This window comes from Sulfuricaulis sp. (genome assembly GCF_040901545.1).
Lineage (GTDB): Bacteria > Pseudomonadota > Gammaproteobacteria > Acidiferrobacterales > Sulfurifustaceae > Sulfuricaulis.
The window spans coordinates 1-24,866 of record NZ_JBBDYL010000039.1; the positions used below are offsets into that span (position 1 = coordinate 1).

A 24,866-nucleotide genomic window follows, 5' to 3' on the forward strand; every position below is an offset into this window, starting at 1 on the left:
CTTCTTCTTAAAGAACCCGAACATACGGTTAGCCTCGTTTCAATGACGCCCAACGCCGTTTTAACCGGCGCGGGGTACCAGCTTTCAGAAAACGAACCATTGTCTCACCGCGTCCGGTTGAAAACATAGTTAGAAGTCGAAGTTGCTACTGATCGGGTTTTACATCAAGTATTTCGTCTATTCCAAACCCTAATTCGGATTCGGACACTACCTTCTGATCTTTTATTCCTATAATCTCCTGACCCCAGGCTAATGTTACGTTCTTAATTTCCCTGCCGCCAGCCAACAACAACGTTACTTTAGTAGCACCGTAGGAAACTTCAGGAAAGGAGGCCGCTTTCTCGGCCAGGACTGGGGGTAGTTTCATGATTTAAATTTCGTTGACTTCTAACGCTGCGGTTGAACGGCACCAAACCACGCGCTGAGAGACTTCAAGGTCACGCCGAAGAGTGCCGCGCGTGGTTTGTGTCCGATTCGAACCGCTTGTTCGCATTACTTTCTTTTGGCTACCGAAACAAGGTCGTCGCAAGGCCCAAGAGATAGTTCAACTTTTGGGACCCCAATCATGGAATAGTCTCCGACTAGTGCGAATCGGTATTCCTTCTGCTCAGCATGCTGCTCTGGCTTCTGATAGATACTCTCGGCCCAGTAGTATAGTCGCGTTCCTCCGTGTTCCTTGTCATAGGTAGGGGCGCCAGCGTGGAACGAAACTCCTTTCACGCCATTGACTATGGCAGTCCTCAGAATTCGTTCCGCTAATGCCTGAGGATTACGAATGTGAATGACTGTGTCACAGTCACGCCACACGGCAAGCACAGCGTCTGGATCAGACTCGAGAGTCGTGCACCATAGAAAGATCGGATTCGTGTGCCCGGTCGTGCAAGGTGCGCCCTGTCGAATGAACTTACCATCTGTCTCTGTAGCATCACCACGCTCGGGATCAGGGTCTTCCCGATAAATTTGCGCGTTTGTGAGGTAGAGCAGGCCATTCTGGATAAGATCCATGGCATGACTGTATTTGGTGGCTCTCCAAAGATCAGACGGAGGAGGTGTCTCCTCATACTCAACCCCGTTGACGATTGTGGGTGTCATGTTGTCTCCATCATGCGAACTAAAAGTAGGCGGCCTAAATGTCGCTTTACAAAGCGACATTTTACTGTATAGGAATACAGTAAAGATGCATAAGTTACTCAATACACTCATGTATTTTTGATCTTCAGGCAAAATAATTAAAAAATGAAACACGACATGGTATGTATTACGTCGCTCAGTATATTGTTAGTTCGTCAGGAACAAGGGGAGCGCCGGGTAATTTACGCCCGAGTCATTTGATGGACAAGATAAAGGTTTTTTGAACAAGATGAGAGCGCCGGAGCTGGTAAAATAGCATTGAAATAAGCTTATTTTCGCGGTTGTGCGGTGTTTTGGGCCGGCTTGGTTTGCCTCCATGTTTGTAATAGAATGCCGCCCGCTTTGACCTTGCCTTACCAGCCGCAAAATAACAACAAAACGGCCGCGGAAGGCTTAAGTTTATCCAAAAGGAGTCGTGTTGCATGCGTCATTATGAAGTCGTGTTTCTGGTTCACCCGGACCAGAGCGAGCAGGTGCCCGCGATGATCGAGCGTTACCGCGCGATCATCGAGTCCGCCAAAGGGGCGATCCACCGCCTCGAAGACTGGGGCCGCCGGCAGCTGGCTTATCCCATCAACAAGGTCCACAAGGCTCACTACGTGCTCATGAATATCGAGTGCGAGCTGGCCACCTTGCGCGAGTTGGAGTCGGCGTTCCGCTTCAGCGACGCGGTGCTGCGTTCACTTGTCATCAAACGCAAGCAGGCCGTGACCACCCCCTCGCCGCTGATCAAGCAGGAAGAGCGGCCCGCGGCGACCGCGCCTGAGGCGGCGGACGTGGATGTGATCGAGGATATAGCCGAAGATGTGGGCGACATCGATGCCGCCGAAGCCCCGCCCGCCGATCAGAATTAATTAAGGAGCACGAACATGTCACGTTTTTTCCGACGCAAGAAATTTTGCCGCTTCACGGCCGAGAAAGTGGAAGAAATCGATTACAAGGATATCGGTGTGCTGAGCGGATTCATCACGGAGACGGGCCGCATCATTCCCTGCCGCAACACCGGCACCAAGACCCATTACCAACGACAACTGACGCGCGCCATCAAGTACGCGCGCTACCTGGCGCTTTTGCCTTACTGCGACAGCCATTGAAAATTCACGGCGAGGTTTGAACGATGGAAGTCATACTTCTGGAAAAAGTGCGCAACCTGGGAAAACTTGGCGAGCAGGTCAAGGTCAAGTCCGGTTTTGCGCGCAACTATCTCATTCCCTACGGCAAGGCCGTCACCGCCAACGCTGAAAACCGCGCCAAGTTCGAGGCGCAACGCGCCGAACTTGAAAAGGCCCAGACCGACGCGCTCGACAGAGCCCAGTCACGCGCGTCGAGGATGACCGGCCTGACATTGCAGATCACGCGCAAGGTGAGCGAGGAGGGCAAGTTATTCGGTTCGGTGGGTATTCGCGACATTTGCGAGGCGACCAAGCAGGCGGGCTTCGAGCTGGTCAGATCCGAAGTGCATCTCGATCGCGGACCGCTCAAGGAAATCGGCGATCATGCGATTTCCGTTTCGTTGCATCCCGAAGTCAATTTCAAAATCATCGTATCGGTGATCGGCGAAAAGTAACCCTGAATTGACGGAAAAATGTCGCTCCTGTTAATTGATGCGCGACGCGATATAATGCCAGCCACTACTGCCGGCGGAAGCAATACGGCAAACCAGCATTAGGGGGAGGTCGGTGGAAGAACGAGCCTTTTCCAGGCGGAGCGCGGAACCGATGGCTGAGCTGCTCAAGGTCCCGCCACAGTCGATCGAGGCAGAGCAATCCGTGCTCGGCGGCCTGCTGCTCGAAAATCAGAGCTGGGACCGCATCGCCGATATCATCACGACCGACGATTTTTACCGCCGCGAACACCGCATCATCTTTCACGCTATCTCCGCCCTGTGCGAGGAAAACAGCCCCGCCGACGTGGTGACGGTCTCGGAATGGCTGGAACGCAGCGGCGATCTTGAAACCGCGGGCGGGCTGGCCTACCTCGGCTCGCTGGCTAACAACACCCCCAGTGCCGCCAATATAGTCGCCTACGCCGCCATCGTGCGGGAGAGTTCGGTCATGCGCGAACTCGCGCGTGCCGCTACGGACATCGGCAATGCGGTGTTTACGCCGGAAGGCCGTTCGGCGAATGAATTGCTCGATCTGGCCGAGAAACGAATATTCGATATCAGTGAAAAGGGGCACCGGCGCGGCGATTTTCAACCGCTGAATACCTTGCTGAGCCGGGCGGTGGACCGGATTGACGAACTGTTTCGCTCCAAGTCCTCGATTACCGGGGTGCCGACGGGTTTCTCCGACCTCGACGACATGACTTCCGGGCTGCAGTCTTCCGACCTCATCATCATCGCCGGACGGCCGTCCATGGGCAAAACCAGCCTGGCCATGAATATCGCCGAGAACGCCGCGGTCGGACATAAAATTCCCGTGGCCGTCTTCAGCATGGAAATGCCCGGAACGCAGTTGGCGCTGCGCATGATGGCCTCGCTCGGCCGGATCAACGCCCACCGCGTGCGCACCGGCAAGCTGGACGATGACGATTGGCCCCGGCTGACCTCCGCCGTCAGCCTGCTGAATGAAGCGCCGATTTTCATCGACGACACGCCGTCGCTCACTCCCCTGGAACTGCGTGCCCGTGCCCGGCGCCTCAAGCGCGAGCATGGCCTGGGCCTGATCCTCATCGATTATTTGCAGCTCATGCAGACCACCGAGCGGACGGAAGAGAACCGCGCCACGGAGATTTCCAATATCACCCGTGCCCTGAAGGGGCTCGCCAAAGAACTGGACCTTCCCGTTATTGCCATGTCCCAGCTCAACCGCAGCGTCGAAAGCCGCACGGACAAAAGGCCGGTCATGTCCGATTTGCGCGAGTCCGGCGCCATCGAGCAGGACGCCGATGTCATCTTTTTCATCTACCGCGACGAGGTTTATAACAAGGACAGTCCGGTCAAGGGAACCGCCGATATCATCATCGGCAAGCAACGTAACGGCCCGATCGGCGATGTGCGCCTGACCTTCCTCGGGGAATACACCCGCTTTGAAAACTACACGACCGCCGGCTACGACGGGAATTTCTGAATGAGCCGGCCGGCGTGCGCCCAGGTCGACGCCGGCGCGCTCAATCACAACCTGCAGGAGGTGCGCCGGCTCGCGCCGCAAGCGCGAGTCATGGCCATCGTCAAAGCCAATGCCTACGGACATGGCCTGGCGTGGGCGGCACGCGTACTTAGCGGGGTAACCGATGCCTTCGGCGTATCCAGCATCGAGGAGGGCTTAGCGCTGCGCGAGGCGGGCATTACCCAGCCGATTTGCCTGCTGGAAGGGTTTTTTACCGCCGATGAACTGCCCGTCATCGCCAAGCACCGTCTGTCACCGACGATTCACCTTGAAAAACAACTAAATGCGCTGATCGAGGCGCCGCCGTCCTTGCAGCTATCGGTATGGGTGAAGATCGACACCGGCATGCACCGCCTCGGATTTATGCCTTCGACGGTGCCGGATATGTTGAAAAAACTGCGCGCTTGCCCCGCGGTAACTGAAATCCGGGTCATGTCCCATTTTGCCCGGGCGGACATGGCGGCGGATACCGAGACAACAACCCAGATCGAGAATTTTAAATCCCTGACCGGCGCTCTCGGCCTCGAATCGAGTCTGGCGAATTCCGCCGGCATTCTGGCCTGGCCGCAAAGCCACCTCGATTGGGTGCGTCCGGGCATCATGCTCTACGGCATTTCGCCGATGGAACATCCCGGCACGATAAAAAGCGATCTCAAGCCGGTTATGACGCTGAAAACGGCATTGATCGCGGTGCACTCTCGCCGCAAAGGAGAAGCCATTGGTTACGGCGGGGACTGGCGTTGTCCTCAAGACATGCCCGTCGGAGTTGCGGCGATCGGTTATGGCGACGGCTATCCCCGGCATGCCCGCGCGGGTACACCGGTGCTGGTGAACGGACAGCGCGTTCCGCTCATCGGCCGTGTTTCCATGGACATGATCACGCTCGATCTGCGCACGCAGCCGCGCGCCGGCGAGGGCGATCCCGTGGTTTTGTGGGGGCCGGAATTGCCCGTTGATGAGGTCGCGCAATGCGCCGGTACCATATCTTACGAGCTGCTGTGCCACGTGACCGACCGCATCCCGCGCTTTGTTATTAACAAATAAAAAAATTCACAGGATTTACAGGATTGAAAAACGATTAACAAGATTAAAGCATGAATAAAATTTTCAAAAATCCTGTCAATCCTGCGAAATCCTGTTAATCCTGTCTATTCGATTTTTATGGCCAAGATCAAATCGGTATACACCTGCAACGAGTGTGGCGCCAGTTCGCCGAAATGGGTCGGACAGTGTCCCTCCTGCAATGCCTGGAACACGCTTTACGAGGCGGTGGTCACGCCGTCAACGGCGATCCATGCCGCGCGTCAATTCGGTGCGCCGTCGTCCGCGCGCTATCTCGCGGAAGTCACCCCGGAGAGAATTGCGCGCATACCTACCGGCATCAGTGAACTCGATCGCGTGCTTGGCGGCGGGCTAGTATCGGGATCCGTGGTACTGATCGGCGGCGATCCGGGTATCGGCAAATCCACGCTGCTGACGCAGGCACTCACGACAATCGGACAAACCACTCAAGTACTGTATGTCAGCGGCGAGGAATCCACGGAGCAGATTGCGTTGCGTGCCCGGCGCCTCGGGCTCAAGGGCGACCGGCTCCGGCTGCTGACGGAAAACCAGGTTGAAAACATCATCGCCTGCGCCCAGAACGAACACCCGCAGGTAATCGTTGTGGATTCCATTCAAACCATGTTCACCGAACTGCTGCAATCGGCGCCGGGAAGCGTGGCCCAGGTTCGCGAGTCGGCGGCGCAACTGGTCCGCTTTGCAAAACAGACCGGCACGGCATTATTTCTGGTGGGGCATGTAACGAAGGAGGGCACGCTCGCCGGACCGAGGGTTCTGGAGCATATGGTGGACACCGTGCTCTACTTTGAAGGCGATACCGGGAGCGCATACCGCATCGTCCGGGCGATAAAAAACCGGTTCGGGGCGGTGAATGAAATCGGCGTGTTTGCCATGACCGAGGCCGGGCTGCGCGAAGTCGGCAATCCCTCGGCGATGTTCCTCAGCCGTCAGACGCAGGCCGTTCCCGGAAGCGTTGTGCTGGCGACCCAGGAAGGCACCCGTCCGTTGCTGGTGGAAGTGCAGGCGCTGGTGGATCAAAGTCATCTGGCGATTCCGCGGCGCGTATGCGTGGGGCTCGATGCCAACCGCCTGGCCATGCTGCTGGCCGTGCTTCATCGGCATGGCGGGATTGCTACTTTCGATCAGGACGTTTTCGTAAACGTGGTGGGCGGTGTCCGGATCATGGAAACCGCCGCTGATCTGGCCATTCTGGCGGCCACGGTGTCCAGCATGCGCAATCGTCCGTTGGGCAGGGAGTTGGTCGTGTTTGGCGAGGTGGGACTCGCCGGAGAAGTCCGGCCGGTGCAGCGTGGCCAGGAACGGATTAAAGAGGCGTTAAAACTTGGATTCAGGCGCGCCCTGGTGCCGGCGGCCAATATGCCGAAAAAAAATATGGACGAGATTACATTGGTGCCGGTGCGCCGATTATCGGAGGCGCTGGATAATCTGGTCTGAACTATTTCAGATAGAATTGCAAGCGCGTACCGGCCAATTCGATGACATCGCCGTTGTTGAGCTTCACGCCTTGTGAAGGGACCGGTCGCCCATTCAGGATAGGGGGACTGTCTTCCCCGCCAGTCAGGAAATAACCCTCGTCGGTTTGCGTGATGCGCCCCGCGCGTTTGCCGGTTCGTCCGAGGTTGGTTATTCTTTTGGTCAATTCGATTCGCTTGCCGCTGTTTACCCCGCTCAGCACGAAAATAGCGCCGTTACGGCGCCGTTCCATTTCGCCGGATTGAGGCATGTCCTTGGGCTTCGTTTCCAGCGTGATGGCGGGCGTTTCACCGGTCTTCTCCAGCGGCTTGGATTCCTTCTTGGGTTCCAGCATTTCACGCGTGCCCGGACCGATGATGACGGTTTTGGCGAAATTTTCAGGTTCCTGGAAACGGGCCGACTCCGTGAGATAAACCAGGGTATGTTTCCCGATCGTGACGATATCGCCGTTTTTGAGATGGTGCTTCGTGATTTTTTTATTATTGACCAGCGTCCCGTTGGTGCTGCCCAGATCCTGGATGAACGAGTCCTCGCCCACGGTGAAGATGTTTGCATGCTCGCCGCTGACGGCCAGATTGTCGATAAAAATTTCGCACCCGGGTTTACGGCCGACTTTCATGTCCCCCTGGTTCAAGTCAAAATGATCGACGACGTCGTTATTAAATTTCAGAATGATTTTTGCCATATCCTGATTCCAATTTCATTAATCGCCACGGAAAGCCGGTCAAATTTCAGAATAACATTTAAGCCTGAAATCGCAACGCCTGCAATTTGCCCTGGTCACGGACGAAATTGCGATTGGCTTGCACAGCGATTGCCGAAACATTGTCCGGAGCGCCGCGTTCATTCGCCAACGCCACCATCTGTTTGACGGCGCTCTCCAAATGATGCCGGTGTTCCATGAGCAGCATCTCGATATCGCCATCCGCCAGCACTTCATTCAGTCCGTCAGAGCAAAGCAGGAAGGTATCGTCGTCATGCAACATTTGCTCGGCGATATCGGGCACCACCGTCGGCTCCACACCCAAGGCGCGCGTGACCAGATTCTTGCTCACCGACATGCGCGCCTCATCGGCCGTCGCCAAGCCGCGGCTTACCAGTTCCTGAACGACGGAATGATCCTGCGTCACCTGACTCAGCAGGTTGTCCCGAAATCGGTAGAGCCTTGAATCGCCCACGTGCCCGACACAGAATCTGTCACCGTAGAAAACGGTTACCACGACGGTAGAACCCATGCCGGCACATTCCGGCTGCGCCTGCGCCATTTTGTATATCGCTTCATTGGCTTGCTGGATGGCTTCGCCGACAATTTCCGTTTCAGCGGCGTGGTCGTTGGTCTTATCCTTGCCGATCAGTCTTTCGATAACATGGTTTCGGATAATCTCGACGGCGTATTTGCTGGCTACTTCGCCAGCCTTATGGCCGCCCATTCCGTCGGCAATCACCGCCAGTCCGGCCTCGGGAACACAGGCGATATGATCCTCGTTCTGAGCGCGTATGCGACCCGGATCGGTCAAGCCGATCATCAGTAATTCATTCATGTGTTCGCACCATCGTTGCTCCCGCTGGCGTTATCGCGCGCGGGTACGATGAATGGACAGGGATCGTGAGCATATGTCGATGACCGGTCACATCTCTGATCGAATCCGCCATCCACGACCCCCGTAGTTGAATCCATTAATTGCCAGTGTCCATTGTGGGGCTTGGCCGTGTGTTCAAAAGTATAGCGATTTAACTGCTATCGAACTGCGAACCGTGCACTCAAACAAGCCGCCAGTAATATCTCTAAAATACTATAGGATAATTAATTAATACGCTGATTCTGAACATAAATAATAGCACATCAAGATAGAAGTTTTTCCAATATCCGACGGTATACATTAGCGAGCCGCTCAAGGTCAGCGGTGGCGATACATTCGTCAATTTGATGGATGGTATTGTTCAAAGGCCCGAGTTCAATGACCTCCGCGCCGGTGGGGGCGATAAAACGTCCATCCGAGGTTCCACCGCTGGTAGAAACGCTGGGATCCATCCTCAATTCATCTTTTACGGCTTGCCGCGCCGTTTCGAGCAAGGCCGTGCCCCGCGTCAGATACGGCTGACCGGAAAGCAACCATTGGATTTCATGGATTAAGCCATGAGATTTGAGTGTTGTTTCAACCCGCCGGTGGAGTTCCGTGTCCGTCACGGCCGAGGAGTAGCGGAAATTGAACACCACTTCAAGCGTTCCAGGAATGACATTTTCTACCCCGGTTCCACCATGGATGTTGGATACCTGGAAGGTGGTCGGGGGGAAATCCGCATTGCCCTTATCCCACTCGATGTTTGTTAACTCGGTCAACACCGGGGCGAAGGTATGTATCGGGTTTTGCGCCAAATGGGGGTAGGCCACGTGCCCCTGCTTGCCGCGCACCAGGAGTCGGCCCGTCAACGAACCCCGCCGGCCGATTTTGAGGGTGTCACCAAGAATTTGTTGGGAAGTCGGCTCGCCGACGACGCAATAATCTATTTTGGTGCCACGCTGGCCAAGCCATTCCATGACCTTGACGGTTCCATTGATTGCCGGGCCTTCTTCATCCGAGGTGATTAGCAGCCCCACGGTGCCTCGATGGCGCGAGTGGGGAGCGATAAAGGCCTCGATCGCCGTGACGAATGCCGCGAGCGAGGATTTCATATCCGCGGCACCGCGCCCATAGAGACGGCCGTCCCGTACCGTGGGCTGGAAGGGATCGCTCTTCCAGGCTTCGCGGGGGCCGGTTGGCACGACGTCGGTATGGCCGGCGAACACAACGAGCGGGTGACCCGTTCCCCGGGTCGCCCAGAAATTATCCACGTCGCCGAAACGCAGCCGTTGTACTTTGAAGCCGGCCGTCTCGAGACGCGCGATCAGGATATCCTGGCAGCCTTCATCCCGGGGCGTCAGCGACGGTCGCGCGATCAGCAGCTTGGCGAGTTCCAGTGTTTTATCGGTCATTGGTTATATCTTATTGATAACTAACTTAAAAGTTTTAAAATCTTTTATTTAAGATTGAATAGACAGGATTAACAGGACACACAGGATTTCTAAAACAAGGATATTGTTTTTTACGCATTAATCCCGTTAATCGCGTAAATCCTGTCGATTTATTTATTATTTTATTCAGATGTCGCGCAGCAGCTCGTTGATCTCGGTTTTGGAGCGCGTTCTCTCATCCACTTGCTTGACGATGACCGCGCAGTAAAGTTGGTATTTGCCGTCCTTGGAGGGGAGGCTGCCGGAAACAACGACGGCGCCTCTGGGTACGCGGCCGTAGCTGATTTCACCGGTTGCGCGGTTGTAAATCTTGGTGCTCTGACCGATGCACACGCCCATCGAAACAACCGCACCCTCTTCCACGATCACACCTTCGACGATCTCCGAACGGGCGCCGATGAAAACATTGTCTTCAATAATGGTCGGAGTCGCTTGCACCGGTTCGAGCACGCCACCGATACCGACGCCGCCGGCGAGATGCGCGTTCTTGCCGATTTGCGCGCATGAACCTACCGTGGCCCAGGTGTCGATCATGGCGCCTTCGTCCACATAACCGCCGACATTCACGTAACTCGGCATGAGCACCACGCTCGGCGCGATGTATGCGCCTTTGCGCACCGCCGACAGGGGCACCACCCGGAAACCGCCATCGCGGAAATTCTTGGAATTGTAGTCGGCGAACTTGGACGGGATTTTGTCCCAATAATTGGTATAGCCGCCCTTGATGAAATTATTATCCTCGATGCGGAAATAGAGGAGTACGGCCTTTTTCAGCCATTCGTTCACGACCCATTTGCCGTTTTTTTTCTCGGCCACGCGCCCCTTGCCGGTGTCGAGCAGATTAACAGCCTCGTGCACGGCATCTTTGACGTGGGTTTCGACAGTGCGAGGCGTGATGGCGCTGCGCCGTTCAAAGGCTTCGTTGATCACAGATTCGATATCGTTCATGGCTCAGTACCTTGATATACGGAAAAAATGAATGGACAGGATTAACAGGATTTACATGATTAAAACAAAGAAAATAACGTCAATAGATCCAAATTGTATTTCTAATCCTGTTAGTCCTGTGAATCCTGTCAATTTAAATTAGTTAACCCAGGGATTCTACATAATTTCGGATGCGTTGTGCGGCTTCGACGCACTCGGGAAGCGGAGCGACCAGCGCCATTCTTACACGATTCTGACCGGGGTTAACGCCTTCCGCGGTTCGCGAAAGATAACTTCCCGGCAGTGTCAGCACGTTTTCACGCGCATACAGCTCGCGGGCAAAGGTTTCGTCGTCTTGCGGTGTTTTCGGCCAGAGGTAGAAGCTCGACTCGGGTTTTTCCACGGCCAGCACCGGTTTCAGTATTTTGAGTACCGCGTCGAATTTGGCCCGGTACAGGTCGCGGTTGGCGCGTACATGCGCCTCGTCGTTCCAGGCGGCTATGCTTGCGGCCTGTGTCGGCGGGGGCAGGGCACAACCGTGGTAGGTGCGAAACAGGTGATACTGTGTCAGAACAGCTCCGTCGCCGGCGACAAACCCCGAACGCATGCCAGGCAAATTGGATCGCTTCGACAGGCTATGAAACGCGAGGCAATGCCGGTAATCCTCGATGCCGAGATCGTTGGCCACCTGCAGCAGCCCGGCAGGCGGATTCGCTTCGTCCAAATAGATTTCGCTATAACACTCGTCCGAGGCAATGATGAAGTCATGTTGCTGCGCAAGTCCGATCAATCGCGCCAAATCTTCGTGAGATAATAGCGATCCTGTCGGATTTCCGGGAGAGCAGATGTAAATCATTTGGACCCGTTCCCAGATCCTCTCCGGCACCCGCGAAAAGTCCATGCGAAATTCGGTTTCCTCCGTGGTGTTGAGAAAATACGGCTGCGCGCCCGCGAGCAACGCCGCGCCTTCATATATCTGGTAAAAAGGGTTGGGCATGATCATAAGCGGTGGTGATTCGGTGTTCCGATCAATCATGGCTTGCGCGATGGAAAAGAGCCCTTCGCGCGTTCCCGCCAGCGGCAGTACATGACGTTCCGGATCGAGGGCTATCGAGTTCAGGTGAAACCGGCGCGTGGGCCATTCCGCGATGGTTTGGCGCAGGTTTGGCGAGCCTTTTGTCAGCGCGTAGCGGGAGAGTCCGGCCAGATGTGATTTCAAGGCTTCCAAAACAAAAGCGGGTGCGGCATGCTGCGGCTCGCCCACGGAAAGCCGGACCGGCGCCTTCCCGGGCGGCGGCGTGACGCCGTGAATGAGCTGAGCGAGCTTTTCGAATGGATAAGACTGCAAGCCCGCAAGACGGGGATTCATGTCGACTGGTTATTTTGAAAAAGCGGATTATACGGTAAGCATTTAATGCCATCCAACGAAACACCGCGCATTTACCCTGTTTTTGCCCTGCTGATCGGTGCCGGTTTGTGGGGCGTAATCTGGTATCCCATACGCCTCCTCGAGGGCGGGGGGCTGGGCGGGATCTGGCTCACGGTCACGCTTTACGGCGCGGCGCTCGTCTTCAGCCTGCCGCGCACCGCCAGAGCCATTTCTGAATTCACCCACCACCCGGCGCTGCTGTTGTTGCTCATGCTTGCCGCCGGCTGGACCAACATCGCCTTCGTCGAGGCAGTGCTGGAAGGCAATATCCTGCGCGTGCTGCTGCTGTTCTATCTTTCGCCGCTGTGGGCCACGCTCATGGGCTGGCTGTTCCTGCGCGAGCGCATCACGCGCGTCGCCTTCGCCAGCCTCGTCATCGCCATGAGCGGGGCATTGCTGATGCTGTGGAATCCCATCCTCGCCTGGCCATGGCCGCAGGGCAAGCCGGACTGGATGGCGCTCACCTCGGGGTTCGCCTTTGCGCTGTCCAATGTCGTCGTGCGCAAGCTGCAGGACATCTCCATCCAGGCCAAGTCATTGTCTGTCTGGGCCGGCGTTGTGGTCGTTGGCGGCGTCATAATCGCCATTTTCTCGATACCTATGCCACATCCCCCGGGTTCTATTTTCACTGGCGCGGTCGCGCTTGGCGTGCTCGGCATCCTGGTCATGACGGTGCTGGTGCAATACGGCGTGACGCACATGCCGGTGCACCGCTCGGCGGTGATCGCCCTGGTCGAACTCATCGCCGGGGCTGTTTCACAGCAGTTGCTGACGGATGAAGTAGTGACGGTGAGGGAGTGGGTGGGGGGAGGATTAATTGTGCTGGGTGCGTATTTGGCGGCGAGGGCTTCATCGCCGAAAGACTATTAATTTCTCATACCGACCGTCATCCCGGCGAAAGCCGGGATCCAGGGTTTGAATAACAAAGCCGCCCTTCGGGCGGCTTTTCATTTTGTTCCCTCTCCCCTTGTTGGGAGAGGGCTAGGGAGAGGGGTAATATTATTTGTCGAGCGGGCTTCGCCCGCGAATTACTTGTGGGTGGCTGACCCACGGCAGGTGACTTTTCTTTGGACGGACAAAGAAAAGTCACCAAAAGAAATCCGCCCCGGTCGCTTCGCCGCGCACACACCGCGCGGTCCCCTGCGCGCCTCGCTGCGGCCGGGCGCTCGCCTAACTCGCCGGGCGCACACCACCCGCCTCGGGCTCAAGCAAAAGTCTCGCGATGACTCCCGGCCTGGCTCGGTGCTCGGCTCGCTCCGATGGGGGGTTTAAAGCAACACCCCTCATGCTTCACGCAGAGCTGGTTACAAATCCCCGTAGCCGCCGAGCATCGCAGCTCAGATAGGTTGGGGTGAATGAAATGAACCCCAACGAAATAGTGGCGGGCACATGCGTGCGTGGAGGCGATCGAGGTGGCACGAACTTATCATGTTGGGGTTCGCGATGCTCACCTCAACCTACCGAGCTAAAAGGTTAGGGCGCGTATCCCTCCATCACAAAATACCGGAGCTTCAGCGTCTCCATTAGGCTTTCTTCGCTACCAAAAAGAGAGTACGAGTTGAGATTGAAACGATGACAATGCTCAAGAACTTTAGCTCGTTCTGAGCCAGGCAGTTCGAATTTACACAGCACGTCTTGACCCTCGGTTGGGTTCGCGAAAACAGAATCGTGCGAGGCATAAGCCAAACCGTGCTCTGTCTGTCGGACGCAGATCGTATACTCTGCCTGTTGCCTGTGATGTCTGGGATGTGCGCGGACGAAAGGTCCCTTGCCCTCGATCCGGGGCGCGCCGACATTTCCAACCTTAGCGCCCCTTGCGTGTTCCATGTAGGCATAGATTGCCACTTTATCGTCGGGCGATGCGTCCTTGAACGCAAAGTACGCTGCGACATAGGGAGATCTTGTCCAATCCAGCAACGGTGAAGGAAACCCATGATGTCTGAGGTATACGACATACTCATAGGCTGGGTCCGGTATAAGTGGAAGTTGGCCCGCTTCTGACATGAGCGAGTTGTATGTAGGTGGATCAGGTATTTCCCAATGCAGGTTGGTGAGTGACTCAGTTTCCGGTTTGATTCTAGAGATTATCTTGTAGTAGCGCGTTAGCGGCATATCGAATTCAGCTACACGTTCAAGTGTTGTAGTCAGGAGCCAAGACGCATCAGCTTGGCCTCGAAAGAGCCATTACCGGCTGGTTCGATTATAAGGTCGTGTCGTTTGCCGGCGCCATCGATCGAGCACTCGACAGCGCCTCTCGAACTCATTCCATGTCGAAAGCGATTGTTTCATTTCATTTGTGCCCTAACTTTCAGCTTAACCGACCGGCTTTGGAGCGCCAGCGGAAAAGCCGGTCGGTGTCTAAGCTGTTGTTAGGCACATGCTTCGCATCGCGCCTCTCTATCGTCGGAACTTGCACGGCTGCGGCTCCTCACGTGCAGCCCAGTATCCGCTTTGAAATGCTGACGCAAGTTTGCCATCACTCATTGAATCATCATACGCCGACGGCATCGGTTCCTTACGGATTCCATGCCTACCGCATTCGTCAGCGATCCCCATATCGTACCCTACACGGTACGCCTCATCAGTACTCGGGCCCGATTTACCGCTGCCGGCTAACACTGCAACCAGAACGACCGCGACGCCACCGATTACTTCTGCAGACTCCAGTCTGGAGACGATTATCAATTTTCTTGGACATAACGTAATTTAGACGTCACATTCTGACGTATAACCTGGCCCCGTGACGTCCAACTTGGCAGGGCCAGAAGACCATAAGTAGTTTGCCAACAAGCAAATTAGGTCATAAGCCAGCATGGCGATGCAGTATTAACCGATCCCACAAACCCTGCAAGGCTGGCTAAGTGAAACTCAGGCAGGGCAAGGTGTTGCTCCACACCCCGTAGCGCGCGCCGAGTACCGCAGCCCCATCGGGAGTATTCAAACGAGCCCGTGTTCGAGCTCGAGGCGCGTGGTGTGCACCCGCAGGGCCGAAGCCAGAGATGGCTTCGGTCAAAAGTCCCCCAGGGTGCGGAGCGGAGCCACCCGCAAGTAAAACTCCGCCGCTGGCGATTCGCACGTTTTGCGCGCAATATCATGATCTCGACGATCAAGGAGCAAGGCTATGAGCAAGGGCATGGACCGTAAGAAGCAGACCAAGAAGGCGCCGGAGAAAACCACGAAGGAAAAACGCGCCGCGAAAAGGGCGAAGCGGGCCGCGCGGGGCGCCATGGGGTAATAACGGGAGAAATGGGCCCCAGCCTGTTCAGCGTCGGGGGCGTCGATGAAGTGTATCCTCGCGGGAGCTGGCTGCCTGTTATCGCTTAGGATCCGTAAAGTTAAGCAATCGATCCATGGCGCGGCGGCCCGGACTATGGCGCCGGATGGGATTATCCAATTCCCAGCGCATGTTCGTGCGGCGGTCCTTGCCGGTACGCCGCGCCTTTTTACGGCGTTCGGGACCTTTAGATGCCGGCTTGTCAGTATTGTCGTCTGCCATAGCGCTCATTGGCCACGCCGATGAATTCGCGCCTGGCCGCTTTCAAAGGAAATACGGAAATTCCTGCAGAAAATGTGCCAGTGCAAACTACTCGGGGATAAATGTGCCCCCTTGTGCGGTAAAGTGCCTTAAATATAAGTATAAATGGAATCAGGCTCGTTTAACTCGTAACCAGCACATCGGTCCGTCATTCGTCACCGCGGAAATCCCATCGCCGCTTTGCGATTGCTCATGGCGTCTCTTTGATAAAAGCCATACCCGCCAAGCATGGCACGCGCCCGACCCCGCTAAGCGGCGCCGGCGGTTCGCGGACAAATTCGACAGACTCATGGTGTCGCGCCATGCCCTGGCCTTGATGACCGACAATCATGGTAAATCGCTGAGCCACTTTAATGCGTTTTCTTTATCGCCATAACCAAAGTGCCTGACATCCGCGCGCACGAAAAGATTGACAATGCGCGGCAATATTGAAAGCAAGCCGCTGTCCGTCACGGCGGCCACCTTCGTTATGTGCTGCTGATGGTTTGTCACAAATTTTAAATGGGACACTATTGCCGCGAAGTCAGTCCAACCGGGAAACGTCTGCGTATAGATCATCAGGCCATTCAGTTTGCCTTTTTCTTCGATGTACGGGTCCACTTCCCGGGCCAGTATTTCAAAATCCTTTTTTCTCAGTGGGCCTTGGGGGGTTACGATCAGTATCCCGGTGTCACGACGTAGTTCGTGCTGGAGCATTGGTTTACTCCTAAGATAGTGGCAGTTTAGCGTATCAGTCCAACGGCGTCACTTGAGCGGCGGCGGATGGAGCGGCGGGCTGGTAATTTCTTTCCTTGCTTTGCGCGCGATGCCGCCCCAAGCGCGAGCTGGGCCCAGTTCCGCATGGCTTCCGGGTCCTCGAATACTTCCGGCGGGACTGCGTAATATTGCATGGTTATCGTCTTGCCGCGCGCCACATACGTGAACGGATTGAGTACGTGCGCGGAAAACGCGTGGCAAGTGGCACCATCTGCCTTGAAATACAGTCTGTCGTCGACGATGGCGAAGATGGTATTACCCAGGTAAATCCCAAACCCGCCAAACATGGCGCGCGCCCGAACCACACCGACCGGCACTAACTGTTCGAGTACAAATTCCACAAACTCACTATGTCGGGCCATGGTTAGTCTCAAGGGCGCAAATATTTCTTCGCGTAATCCCGTTCCCCGAAAATCGCCGTTCCGATCCTGACCATGGTGGAACCTTCCTTGATCGCTGCGACAAAATCGCCGCTCATGCCCATGGAAAGCTCGGTGAAATCAGGCACGGCGAAGCGCTTACGGCATTCGTCCCGTAAATCACGCAATGTAGCAAAACATCGGCGGATTTCTTTTTCCGATGCCGGATAGGGTCCGATGGTCAGCAGCCCGCGCAAGGGTAGGGCGGGAAGATTCTCGTCAATTAATTTTTCAATAAAATCAAACAACGCAAGCGGAACGATGCCGTGTTTTCTCAAGTCTTGAGAAACATTCACTTCAATCAGAGTGTTGATGCTGGTTTTTTTTTCTTGCGCCAATCGGGAGAGTTTACGCGCCAACCCCAGGTTATCGAGCGAATGCAGCCAGAAAAAGTTTCCTGGAATGAATTTTGCCTTGTTCGTCTGCAAATGGCCGATGAAATGCCAGGTAATAGAATGGCTTGCGAGTCGCGATATTTTTGGCAGCGCTTCCTGTGTGGTATTTTCGCCAAAATCGCCGATACCGGCTGCCACCGCCGCGGTAACCGCGTCAGGCGATTGGGTTTTTGTGACGGCTATCAGTTTTATTTCTTCGGGACTTCTATTTGCCGCCCGCGCCGTCTCGGCGATAGCCTGTCGGACTCGAAATATATTTTTTGCGATCGTCGCTGAACTTTGGTTCATAAATTGCATGTTACCTCGAAGCGGGAAAAAAAATCACTTGTCAACGTTGCGAATTAAAATATTTTGGTGATAATGGTCGCCCGCTGTTGATGTGCTGGACGCGAGGCGATAAACGGATGACAAGGAACGGCCCAAAAAACGCGGGCGCCCACTTACCGGCTGAAATACTGAAGCGAGCCGGAGTGCACATGGATAGATTGTCCGGCCTCCTGACGCACTGGAAAGCCTGCATGGCTGAACCCCTGGTTTCGCACAGTTTCCCCGTCAGTTATGACAACGGCCGCTTGAGCTTGCGTGCCGATACCTCCGCCTGGGCCTGCCGCCTGCGCCACAGTCAGATGGAGATCATGAAACAACTGCGTTCCGACCCTTACTTCGACGGTCTGAGCGAGATCTATGTGCGGGTATTGCCGGATCGGGATCGGTCCACTTCGGAAACAAAGCGCAAGGCGTCCTTGCCAACCCGGATACCGGACACAGCCGCTCACCTCATTAAAAGCGTTGCGGACGATATCGTCGATCCGGCGCTGCGCCGGTCTCTTATCCGGCTTGCCGGCACGCGGGACAAAGCATCACAACCCAAGCGATAACTTCTTCCTCCAATCCATGCGTTTGATTCGACATCCCGATGGGTTCCGGACGGGCCTGTTCGGTTTGGTGCTGTGTTTGGCCGGTGTCGCCTGTGTTACCCCGCCTCCGATCCCGGACGAGCCGCCGCCGGTCGAAATACCCGCAGCGGCCACGCCGTCGCCGGCTGTGCCCGCTGTTCCCGAGCAACCTGCAACGGCACCAGAGGAATTCAAAATCGCGGCGGTAGGCGACATCATGCTCGGCGGCACGGCCACGCCGGAATTGAGGAAGTACGGTTACGATTATCCCTTTGAGTTGACCGCACCCATCCTCAAGCAGGCACAGATCGTCTTCGGCAACCTCGAAGGCCCTCTTACCGCCGGCGGTACGTCCGAAACAGACAAGCAATACGTCTTCCGTTCACCGCCCGACAAGGTTGCCCCGGCGCTGGCTCGAGCGGGATTTAATATCGTTTCACTCGCCAATAACCATATTCTCGATTATGGCCCGCAGGGCCTGGAAGACACCCGCGCGGCGCTGGATCGAGCCGGTATTCGGGCTGTTGGGGCTGGTCGGAATCTTAACGAGGCGCGGGCGCCCGCGATCATGATGGCGGAGGGCATCACCGTGGCTTTTTTGGCCTACTCCCTGACGTTTCCCGAGGAATTCTGGGCCGGACCGGACACGCCGGGAACGGCCTTCGGCCACGAGCGACATGTACGGGAAGACGTGGCGGCGGCGCGCCAACGGGCCGATATCGTGGTCGTTTCGTTTCATTGGGGCACGGAAGGCAAGACCGAACTGCGCGATTACCAGATTACGCTCGCCCGGGCGGCGATCGATGCGGGCGCCTCCGTGGTGCTGGGTCATCATCCGCACATCCTGCAGGCCGTGGAGCGCTACCGGCAGGGCGCGATCCTGTACAGTCTGGGTAACTTTGTTTTCGGATCCTATAGCCGCATCGCAACACGCAGCATGATTTCACTCATTACATTCCGGGATAAACAATTGCGGGAAATACGTCTAATCCCGATTAATGTGAACAATCCCGAAGTTGTGTTTCAGCCGAAGCCGCTGTCGGGCCAGGACGCCGTGGAAGCGATGGCGCTGGTACAGCAGTTGTCGCTGACACGCGGGACCGATCTGGAATATCGAGACGACAGCGCCATCCTGACGCTGGGCGAGGAACGGGGTAATTAAACCGGATAATCCGTTGCTACGGCGGGAGTCCGTCTCAAGGAAAGTACTTGTGCGAATTCAATCATCTGTGTTTAATGCCGGGCCATGATCCGCCCGCTGGAAGTGTTTATCGGTCTGCGTTACACGCGCGCGCGCAAACGAAGCCATTTCATTTCTTTTATCTCGCTGATTTCGATCCTTGGCATAACGCTCGGCATTACCGCGCTGATCACGACCCTTTCGGTCATGAACGGTTTCGGCAAGGAGCTGCGCGGCCGCATCCTCGGCGTGATCTCGCATGTGACCATCACCGAAACCAACGGGACGCTGCATGACTGGCAGTCGGTGGCCAGCCGCATCAAGAATCCGCAGGTTATCGGCCGGGCGCCGTATATCACCGGACAGGGCATGATAGCGCGCGGCAAAGGGGTCAGTGGCGTGATGGTTCGTGGCGTAATTCCCGCCGAGGAAAAGCAGGTTTCTGAATTCAGCAACCATATGATCCTGGGGAATCTCGAGAGTCTCAAGCCGGGTGAATTCGGAATGGTGATCGGCAGTACCCTCGCCTGGAAGCTGGATCTGTCCCTGGGCTCGGAAGTCTCGCTGATTATCCCCCAGGCGCTGGCGACGCCCGTCGGGCTTATCCCACGGTTCAAACGATTCACGGTAGTCGGCATTTTCAGAATGGACATGCATGAATACGACAGCGCCTTGACGCTGATGCATCTCGACGATGCCGCCAGGTTATTCCAGACGGGCGACCGGGTAACCGGTCTGCGGTTGCGACTCGATAACCTCGATGCCGCGCCGGAAGTGGCGGAGGCGGTTTCCGCCGGTCTGGGGGCCAATTTTCTCGCGCGCGACTGGACCCGCGAACACGGAAATTTTTTTCGCGCGCTTAAAATCGAAAAAACCGTGATGTTTGTCATCCTGCTTTTGATCGTGACGGTGGCGATGTTCAACGTGGTGTCCACGCTGGTGGTGGTGGTGACCGAGAAGCGGGCGGACATCGCCATCTTGCGCACGCTCGGCGCCACTCCCAAGAGCATCATGGGGATTTTTCTGGCGCACGGTTCTGTCGTGGGCGTGGTGGGAACGCTGGTCGGTACGATTTGCGGCGTGCTGCTGGCTAAAAACGTCGAGACCATTGTGCACGGGATCGAGCGGCTATTCAGCACCTCGTTCATCTCCGCGGACGTTTACTTCATCAGCGAACTGCCGTCCGACTTGCACTGGTCCGATGTCGCGCTGGTCTCCGGCGCCTCGCTGGTATTGGGCCTGTTGTCGGCGCTTTATCCGGCGTGGCGCGCATCGAAGGTACAACCCGCGGAGGCGCTGCGCTACGAATGAGAAAGCGGGTTAAAAAAACCGATGGTTCGGAATTGCCTGTGGATGCCGAAAGCAGCGCGAAGCAACACATCTTGCGCGCCACCGGACTGCAAAAGGTTTACGATGAAGGCACTTTCAACGTCCACGTGTTGAAAGGTGCCTATTTGAGAATCAAGGAAGGCGAGCGGGTTGCCATCGTCGGCGCCTCCGGTTCGGGGAAAAGCACGCTGCTGCATCTCATCGGTGGCCTGGACCGGCCCACGGCGGGGCAGGTGGAAATCGGCGGACACGACATCACAAAACTGGATGAGAACGAAGTCAGCGCGTTGCGCAACCGGATGCTGGGTTTCGTATACCAATTCCACCACCTGCTGTCCGAATTCACGGCCCTGGAGAATGTCGCCATGCCGTTGTTCATCCGTCGCATGCCTGTCAGGGATGCGATCGCGCAATCCAGCGCCATGCTGAAGCGCGTCGGACTCGAAGACCGGATGAACCACAGGCCGAGCGAGCTCTCCGGCGGCGAACGCCAAAGGGCGGCTGTGGCGCGGGCCATGGTAACGCGGCCGCTGTGCGTGCTGGCGGATGAACCGACCGGCAACTTGGACCGGGAGAATGCCCAGAATATTTATGACCTGATGCTGGAACTCAATCGCGAACTCAATACCAGTTTCATTATTGTGACGCACGATATGACCGTGGCCGCCAGCATGGATCGCGTGCTGAAGCTTGAAGACGGGGTTCTCAAGCAGATTTGAGCGTTTTCACGGTGCTTTTTTTTGCGTGCGTCGATTTTTTCTCTGTTCCCATTCCCTGACCACGTGCCAGCGCCATAAGGCACGCATGGTGAAATAGCCGGCCGCCGCGCAGACGGCCGCCGTCAGCAATGATCCAAGCAGGAAAGGCTTCCAGATACGGTGCAGTTCATAGGTAATCCAGTCCCAGCTGATTTCAAACTCGATATCGAGTACCGGCTTATCGAGAATCCAGGTCCCCAGGGTGTAGGTGAAATAAAACACCGGCGGCATGGTAATCGGATTCGTGATCCAGACCAGCGCTACGGAAATCGGCAGGTTGACCCGGAACAGGATCGCCAGGGCGGCTGCCGGGATCATCTGGAAAGGCATCGGCACGAATGCCATGAACAGGCCGACGGCAAATGCACCGGATACCGAGCGGCGGTTCAGGTGCCAGAGATTGGGATCGTGCAATAGCTTGCCGAAAAACTTCAGGTTTTTGTGATTCCTGATGATGTGTACGTCAGGCATGAAGCGCCGAATGATTTTTTTCGCCATGGTTGGCTGATATAGTCCCGGGCGCGGAGATTATATTTCAAACAAGGAGAAAACCCATCCGCGCCGCCGCGCTTGCTTTCCTGGGGGGGATTCTGCTGGTGCAGCAGTTACCCGAGCTGCCATCCTTATGGTGGGGGCTGGCACTGCTTCCCTTGCTGTGGCTGGGCATGCATCGGTCATGGTGGATTTTTCCGCTGTTTTTTGTCGCCGGGGTCGTGTGGGCGATATTTCGCGCCGGACTCATCCTGCAAGACAGTTTGCCGCTGACGATCGAAGGTCAGGATATCATCGTTGTCGGCCGGATTGCCGACATTCCGCAAAAGACGGAATTCGGGCAGCGCTTTAAGCTGGTCGTGACGCAGGCTGAATTTGATCGAAAGCCGGTTTATGTTCCGCGCCAGATATTGCTGACCAGCCGGGATGTAACGTTTCAACCGCGCGCAGGAGAAATCTGGCGGCTGCTCGTTCGTCTCAACCGGCCCCACGCCTACCAGAACCCCGGCGGTTTCGATTACGAAGCGCATTTATTCCGCAACCGGATCCGCGCCAAGGGATATGTGCGCGATGACATCGCGCCGCAACGACTGGACGACGGCACGGCATGGCTTGATATCGACCGGCTGAGGCAAAATCTGGGAGACCGAATCCGCGCGCAACTGCCGGACAATCCTTATTCCGGCATTGTCGTTGCGCTTGTCAATGGCGACAGCCGCGGCCTGAGCGCGGAGCAGTGGCAAACTCTGCGTCGCACCGGGACCATCCATCTGGTGGCGATATCCGGGCTGCACATAAGCCTGGTAGGCGGAATTGTCTTTTTCATTGGACGCAGGCTGTGGGCCCTGGCGGGAAAAACCGTGTTGCGAATACCGGCGCCAGTGTTCGGCGCCATGGCCGCATTGTTGGCGGCTTGCGTCTACGCCGCTCTTGCCGGATTTGTGATTCCCACCCAGCGAGCCCTCATCATGCTCGCTGTGGCCATGTCGGGGATTTTACTCCGAAGGCGTTTTGCACATTCCCGATTATTGGCCTTCGCGCTGCTTGCCGTGCTGGTTTACGATCCGTTGTCGATTATGGCCGCCGGCTTCTGGCTGTCCTTCGCCGCGGTCGCCGTGATTCTACTGGTGCTGAATCGCGATCGAATCGGTGCCGGACAAAACCTGGTCTACAAGTGGGGTTACATTCAATGGGCGATCGCCCTGGGAATGTTGCCGCTGATGCTCGTGATGTTCCAGCAGGTATCGGTAGTCGCGCCATTGGCTAACCTGGTGGCAGTCCCGGTGTTTGACCTGGTGACGGTACCGCTTTGTCTTGCCGGAGCATTGTCTCTCGGGGTGTTGCCGGATGCCGTTGCCGGAATATTTTTCCATGTCGCCGCCGAAGTGCTGCGCCTGTTATGGAAAGTATTGGCGCCGCTGTCGGAATTGCCCTTCAGCCAGTGGAGTCAGCCCGCGCCCGCATGGTGGGCGTTGCTGATCGGGACCGGCGGAGCGGTGCTGTTGCTGGCGCCGCGCGGATGGCCGGCGCGTTGGATCGGCGGAATATTTTTGCTGCCCTTGTTCATGGCGCGCCCGCTCGCGCCGGCGATGGGCGAGACTTGGTTCACGCTTTTGGACGTGGGGCAAGGATTGGCGGCCGTGGTGCGCACCCATGGTCACGTCTTGGTGTTCGACGCCGGCCCGCGGTTGGGAGCCTTTGACACCGGTGCCGCCGTTGTCGAGCCTTATTTGCGCGCGAACGGTGTACGGCGCATCGACACGCTGATCATTAGCCACGGGGACAACGATCATATCGGCGGAGCGGAATCAATCCTGCGTGCGTTGCCGGTTGGAGTCGTGCTGAGCAGCGTCCCCGACAAGCTGCCGGCGGCGACATTGTGCCAGTCCGGACATACCTGGAATTGGGACGAGGTGGAATTCACCATGATGAATCCGATTACGATCGGCTCCAGCCGGGCGAACAATGACTCCTGTGTATTGCAGATACGAAGCCAATACGGAATTGTGCTGCTGCCCGCTGACATCGAGGCCAGGGCCGAGCGTCAACTGATCGCGCGCTGGGGTGCCCGGCTGCGTTCAGATGTACTGGTCGCACCGCATCACGGGAGCAAGACTTCATCCACGCCGGAATTCATCGATGCGGTGGCGCCGCGATTTGTGCTGTTTCCTGTCGGTTACCGTAATCGCCACCGTCACCCGAACGTGACGGTGGTCCGGCGCTACATGGAGCGCGGCGTGCACTGGCGCGATTCGCCTTCGTCGGGAGCGCTGGAGTTTTCTCTTGATGCGGATGGTATTAATTATTCGGCGTATCGGGAACGGCATCGCCGATATTGGTACGCCAATAACGCGCCATGAGAATCGGATCACGCCTGTCTTTGAGGTTTTCATCCCGTCTGTTACATTAGCCGCCGGATCCCGAGGCGCAGCTCTTTCGGAGACGGCGGCAGTGGCGCCCAAGGAAACTAAGTTCATGGCGGCTACGGCGCCCATGGCCGAAGGAGCATTCGCCTCGGGCCCTGGGCGCTAGCCGCCGGATCCCGTGGCGCAGGGCGACTCCCTGCCGAGGCGAGGGGCGACTCCTTTCCGAGGCGCAGCTCTTTCGAAAGGAGGCGCCGGGTCGCCACAGGATACAATGTTCATTGAGTCGCCCGGTCACCACCGCCGAAAGCGCATTCGCCTCGGGCGGTGGCGACCCCTTCGAAGGGAGGACGCCGGGTCGCCACAGGATACAATGTTCATTGAGTCGCCCGGTCACCACCGCCGAAAGCGCATTCGCCTCGGGCGGTGGCGGCAGCGACTCTGTCCCGTGGCGTAGCTCTTTCGGACGGAGGAAGCGGGCTGCCGTTCCAGAGCCTGGTTCCTTGAGTCGCCGGCTGCCAGCTCCGAAAGCCTGCGTCTCGGGAGCTGGCGGGGCGACTCCCTTCCGAGGCGCAGC

At 56.7% G+C, this 24,866-nt stretch carries 23 protein-coding genes and 1 pseudogene; 12 read left to right on the plus strand and 12 right to left on the minus strand.

The features are described from left to right. Window positions 1-145 precede the first annotated feature (145 nt). Window positions 146-367: a hypothetical protein gene (locus WD823_RS06975; protein WP_368428768.1), complete on the minus strand. Its 222-nt coding sequence runs from the start codon at window positions 365-367 to the stop codon at window positions 146-148. 1,186 nt (window positions 368-1,553) lie between these two features. On the opposite strand from WD823_RS06975, the gene rpsF reads away from it, so the two are divergent. The 6 genes from rpsF (at window position 1,554) to radA (ending at window position 6,758) form a co-directional block, all read left to right on the plus strand. Continuing rightward, window positions 1,554-1,985 (plus strand): 30S ribosomal protein S6, encoded by a 432-nt coding sequence (gene rpsF, locus WD823_RS06980; RefSeq protein ID WP_368428769.1) that lies wholly within the window; start codon window positions 1,554-1,556, stop codon window positions 1,983-1,985. A 15-nt stretch (window positions 1,986-2,000) separates the two neighbouring features. Continuing rightward, on the plus strand, window positions 2,001-2,225 hold the full coding sequence (gene rpsR / locus WD823_RS06985) for a 30S ribosomal protein S18 (protein WP_368428770.1): 225 nt from the start codon (window positions 2,001-2,003) through the stop codon (window positions 2,223-2,225). A 23-nt stretch (window positions 2,226-2,248) separates the two neighbouring features. Beyond that, window positions 2,249-2,698, plus strand: coding sequence for a 50S ribosomal protein L9 (gene rplI, locus WD823_RS06990; RefSeq protein WP_368428771.1), 450 nt, complete (start codon window positions 2,249-2,251; stop codon window positions 2,696-2,698). A gap of 151 nt (window positions 2,699-2,849) precedes the next feature. Further along, on the plus strand, window positions 2,850-4,202 hold the full coding sequence (gene dnaB / locus WD823_RS06995) for a replicative DNA helicase (RefSeq protein ID WP_368428772.1): 1,353 nt from the start codon (window positions 2,850-2,852) through the stop codon (window positions 4,200-4,202). Continuing rightward, window positions 4,203-5,285: an alanine racemase gene (gene alr, locus WD823_RS07000; protein WP_368428773.1), complete on the plus strand. Its 1,083-nt coding sequence runs from the start codon at window positions 4,203-4,205 to the stop codon at window positions 5,283-5,285. Between the two features lie 117 nt (window positions 5,286-5,402). Continuing rightward, window positions 5,403-6,758, plus strand: coding sequence for a DNA repair protein RadA (radA, locus tag WD823_RS07005; RefSeq protein ID WP_368428774.1), 1,356 nt, complete (start codon window positions 5,403-5,405; stop codon window positions 6,756-6,758). Window position 6,759: 1 nt separating this feature from the next. Here the strand turns inward: radA and WD823_RS07010 are convergent, their stop codons facing one another. The 5 genes from WD823_RS07010 to dapC form a co-directional block, all read right to left on the minus strand. Further along, entirely contained in the window at window positions 6,760-7,482 is a 723-nt protein-coding gene (locus tag WD823_RS07010) for an FHA domain-containing protein (RefSeq protein ID WP_368428775.1), read from the minus strand. A gap of 58 nt (window positions 7,483-7,540) precedes the next feature. Next, window positions 7,541-8,338: a Stp1/IreP family PP2C-type Ser/Thr phosphatase gene (locus WD823_RS07015; protein ID WP_368428776.1), complete on the minus strand. Its 798-nt coding sequence runs from the start codon at window positions 8,336-8,338 to the stop codon at window positions 7,541-7,543. 302 nt (window positions 8,339-8,640) lie between these two features. After that, window positions 8,641-9,771: a succinyl-diaminopimelate desuccinylase gene (dapE, locus tag WD823_RS07020; RefSeq protein ID WP_368428777.1), complete on the minus strand. Its 1,131-nt coding sequence runs from the start codon at window positions 9,769-9,771 to the stop codon at window positions 8,641-8,643. A gap of 165 nt (window positions 9,772-9,936) precedes the next feature. Next, window positions 9,937-10,758: a 2,3,4,5-tetrahydropyridine-2,6-dicarboxylate N-succinyltransferase gene (dapD, locus tag WD823_RS07025; protein ID WP_368428778.1), complete on the minus strand. Its 822-nt coding sequence runs from the start codon at window positions 10,756-10,758 to the stop codon at window positions 9,937-9,939. A gap of 142 nt (window positions 10,759-10,900) precedes the next feature. Continuing rightward, window positions 10,901-12,106 carry a succinyldiaminopimelate transaminase gene (dapC, locus tag WD823_RS07030; RefSeq protein WP_368428779.1) on the minus strand — a complete coding sequence of 402 codons (1,206 nt, stop codon included), beginning with the start codon at window positions 12,104-12,106 and terminating at the stop codon, window positions 10,901-10,903. A gap of 45 nt (window positions 12,107-12,151) precedes the next feature. Between dapC and WD823_RS07035 the strand changes: the two genes are divergently transcribed. Next, entirely contained in the window at window positions 12,152-13,036 is an 885-nt protein-coding gene (locus tag WD823_RS07035) for a DMT family transporter (RefSeq protein WP_368428780.1), read from the plus strand. A gap of 603 nt (window positions 13,037-13,639) precedes the next feature. On the opposite strand, the pseudogene WD823_RS07040 reads toward WD823_RS07035, so the two are convergent. The 5 genes and pseudogenes from WD823_RS07040 to WD823_RS07060 all read right to left on the minus strand — a co-directional run. Continuing rightward, window positions 13,640-14,338 (minus strand): annotated as a pseudogene (locus tag WD823_RS07040) (FRG domain-containing protein); the annotation flags it as partial. A 1,141-nt stretch (window positions 14,339-15,479) separates the two neighbouring features. Continuing rightward, window positions 15,480-15,671, minus strand: coding sequence for a hypothetical protein (locus WD823_RS07045; protein ID WP_368428781.1), 192 nt, complete (start codon window positions 15,669-15,671; stop codon window positions 15,480-15,482). A 357-nt stretch (window positions 15,672-16,028) separates the two neighbouring features. Beyond that, a complete protein-coding gene (locus WD823_RS07050) occupies window positions 16,029-16,397 on the minus strand; it encodes an STAS/SEC14 domain-containing protein (RefSeq protein ID WP_368428782.1) in 369 nt (122 codons plus the stop codon). A 26-nt stretch (window positions 16,398-16,423) separates the two neighbouring features. Beyond that, window positions 16,424-16,819, minus strand: coding sequence for a TfoX/Sxy family protein (locus tag WD823_RS07055; protein ID WP_368428783.1), 396 nt, complete (start codon window positions 16,817-16,819; stop codon window positions 16,424-16,426). An 8-nt stretch (window positions 16,820-16,827) separates the two neighbouring features. Then, window positions 16,828-17,559 carry a YggS family pyridoxal phosphate-dependent enzyme gene (locus WD823_RS07060; protein WP_368428784.1) on the minus strand — a complete coding sequence of 244 codons (732 nt, stop codon included), beginning with the start codon at window positions 17,557-17,559 and terminating at the stop codon, window positions 16,828-16,830. A 188-nt stretch (window positions 17,560-17,747) separates the two neighbouring features. Between WD823_RS07060 and WD823_RS07065 the strand changes: the two genes are divergently transcribed. From WD823_RS07065 to lolD, 4 genes are all read left to right on the plus strand, one after another. Then, window positions 17,748-18,149, plus strand: a complete 402-nt coding sequence (locus WD823_RS07065) for a DciA family protein (RefSeq protein ID WP_368428785.1) — start codon at window positions 17,748-17,750, stop codon at window positions 18,147-18,149. A 16-nt stretch (window positions 18,150-18,165) separates the two neighbouring features. After that, a complete protein-coding gene (locus tag WD823_RS07070; RefSeq protein ID WP_368428786.1) occupies window positions 18,166-19,329 on the plus strand; it encodes a CapA family protein in 1,164 nt (387 codons plus the stop codon). Between the two features lie 84 nt (window positions 19,330-19,413). Next, window positions 19,414-20,658 (plus strand): lipoprotein-releasing ABC transporter permease subunit, encoded by a 1,245-nt coding sequence (locus tag WD823_RS07075; protein ID WP_368428787.1) that lies wholly within the window; start codon window positions 19,414-19,416, stop codon window positions 20,656-20,658. Then, window positions 20,655-21,395 (plus strand): lipoprotein-releasing ABC transporter ATP-binding protein LolD, encoded by a 741-nt coding sequence (lolD, locus tag WD823_RS07080; RefSeq protein WP_368428788.1) that lies wholly within the window; start codon window positions 20,655-20,657, stop codon window positions 21,393-21,395. Before WD823_RS07075 ends, lolD begins: the two co-directional genes overlap by 4 nt. Window positions 21,396-21,401: 6 nt before the next feature. Here the strand turns inward: lolD and WD823_RS07085 are convergent, their stop codons facing one another. Then, window positions 21,402-21,932, minus strand: a complete 531-nt coding sequence (locus WD823_RS07085) for a DUF2062 domain-containing protein (RefSeq protein WP_368428789.1) — start codon at window positions 21,930-21,932, stop codon at window positions 21,402-21,404. Between the two features lie 2 nt (window positions 21,933-21,934). Here WD823_RS07085 and WD823_RS07090 point away from each other — a divergent pair, with 2 nt between their 5' ends. Continuing rightward, window positions 21,935-24,286, plus strand: coding sequence for a DNA internalization-related competence protein ComEC/Rec2 (locus WD823_RS07090; protein ID WP_368428790.1), 2,352 nt, complete (start codon window positions 21,935-21,937; stop codon window positions 24,284-24,286). Window positions 24,287-24,866 lie beyond the last annotated feature (580 nt).

What these genes read in the sequence shown, in the direction of transcription:
- dapE (WP_368428777.1), bottom strand. Translation starts at nt 9,771, where the DNA reads ATGACCGATAAAACACTGGAACTCGCCAAGCTGCTGATCGCGCGACCG.
- dapD (WP_368428778.1), bottom strand. Translation starts at nt 10,758, where the DNA reads ATGAACGATATCGAATCTGTGATCAACGAAGCCTTTGAACGGCGCAGC.
- WD823_RS07075 (WP_368428787.1), top strand. Translation starts at nt 19,414, where the DNA reads ATGATCCGCCCGCTGGAAGTGTTTATCGGTCTGCGTTACACGCGCGCG.
- rpsR (WP_368428770.1), top strand. Translation starts at nt 2,001, where the DNA reads ATGTCACGTTTTTTCCGACGCAAGAAATTTTGCCGCTTCACGGCCGAG.
- WD823_RS07035 (WP_368428780.1), top strand. Translation starts at nt 12,152, where the DNA reads ATGCCATCCAACGAAACACCGCGCATTTACCCTGTTTTTGCCCTGCTG.
- lolD (WP_368428788.1), top strand. Translation starts at nt 20,655, where the DNA reads ATGAGAAAGCGGGTTAAAAAAACCGATGGTTCGGAATTGCCTGTGGAT.
- WD823_RS07015 (WP_368428776.1), bottom strand. Translation starts at nt 8,338, where the DNA reads ATGAATGAATTACTGATGATCGGCTTGACCGATCCGGGTCGCATACGC.
- WD823_RS07010 (WP_368428775.1), bottom strand. Translation starts at nt 7,482, where the DNA reads ATGGCAAAAATCATTCTGAAATTTAATAACGACGTCGTCGATCATTTT.
- WD823_RS06975 (WP_368428768.1), bottom strand. Translation starts at nt 367, where the DNA reads ATGAAACTACCCCCAGTCCTGGCCGAGAAAGCGGCCTCCTTTCCTGAA.
- WD823_RS07060 (WP_368428784.1), bottom strand. Translation starts at nt 17,559, where the DNA reads ATGAACCAAAGTTCAGCGACGATCGCAAAAAATATATTTCGAGTCCGA.
- alr (WP_368428773.1), top strand. Translation starts at nt 4,203, where the DNA reads ATGAGCCGGCCGGCGTGCGCCCAGGTCGACGCCGGCGCGCTCAATCAC.
- rplI (WP_368428771.1), top strand. Translation starts at nt 2,249, where the DNA reads ATGGAAGTCATACTTCTGGAAAAAGTGCGCAACCTGGGAAAACTTGGC.
- WD823_RS07045 (WP_368428781.1), bottom strand. Translation starts at nt 15,671, where the DNA reads ATGAGCGCTATGGCAGACGACAATACTGACAAGCCGGCATCTAAAGGT.
- WD823_RS07055 (WP_368428783.1), bottom strand. Translation starts at nt 16,819, where the DNA reads ATGGCCCGACATAGTGAGTTTGTGGAATTTGTACTCGAACAGTTAGTG.
- WD823_RS07070 (WP_368428786.1), top strand. Translation starts at nt 18,166, where the DNA reads ATGCGTTTGATTCGACATCCCGATGGGTTCCGGACGGGCCTGTTCGGT.
- dapC (WP_368428779.1), bottom strand. Translation starts at nt 12,106, where the DNA reads ATGAATCCCCGTCTTGCGGGCTTGCAGTCTTATCCATTCGAAAAGCTC.
- WD823_RS07065 (WP_368428785.1), top strand. Translation starts at nt 17,748, where the DNA reads ATGGATAGATTGTCCGGCCTCCTGACGCACTGGAAAGCCTGCATGGCT.
- dnaB (WP_368428772.1), top strand. Translation starts at nt 2,850, where the DNA reads ATGGCTGAGCTGCTCAAGGTCCCGCCACAGTCGATCGAGGCAGAGCAA.
- WD823_RS07050 (WP_368428782.1), bottom strand. Translation starts at nt 16,397, where the DNA reads ATGCTCCAGCACGAACTACGTCGTGACACCGGGATACTGATCGTAACC.
- rpsF (WP_368428769.1), top strand. Translation starts at nt 1,554, where the DNA reads ATGCGTCATTATGAAGTCGTGTTTCTGGTTCACCCGGACCAGAGCGAG.
- radA (WP_368428774.1), top strand. Translation starts at nt 5,403, where the DNA reads ATGGCCAAGATCAAATCGGTATACACCTGCAACGAGTGTGGCGCCAGT.
- WD823_RS07085 (WP_368428789.1), bottom strand. Translation starts at nt 21,932, where the DNA reads ATGGCGAAAAAAATCATTCGGCGCTTCATGCCTGACGTACACATCATC.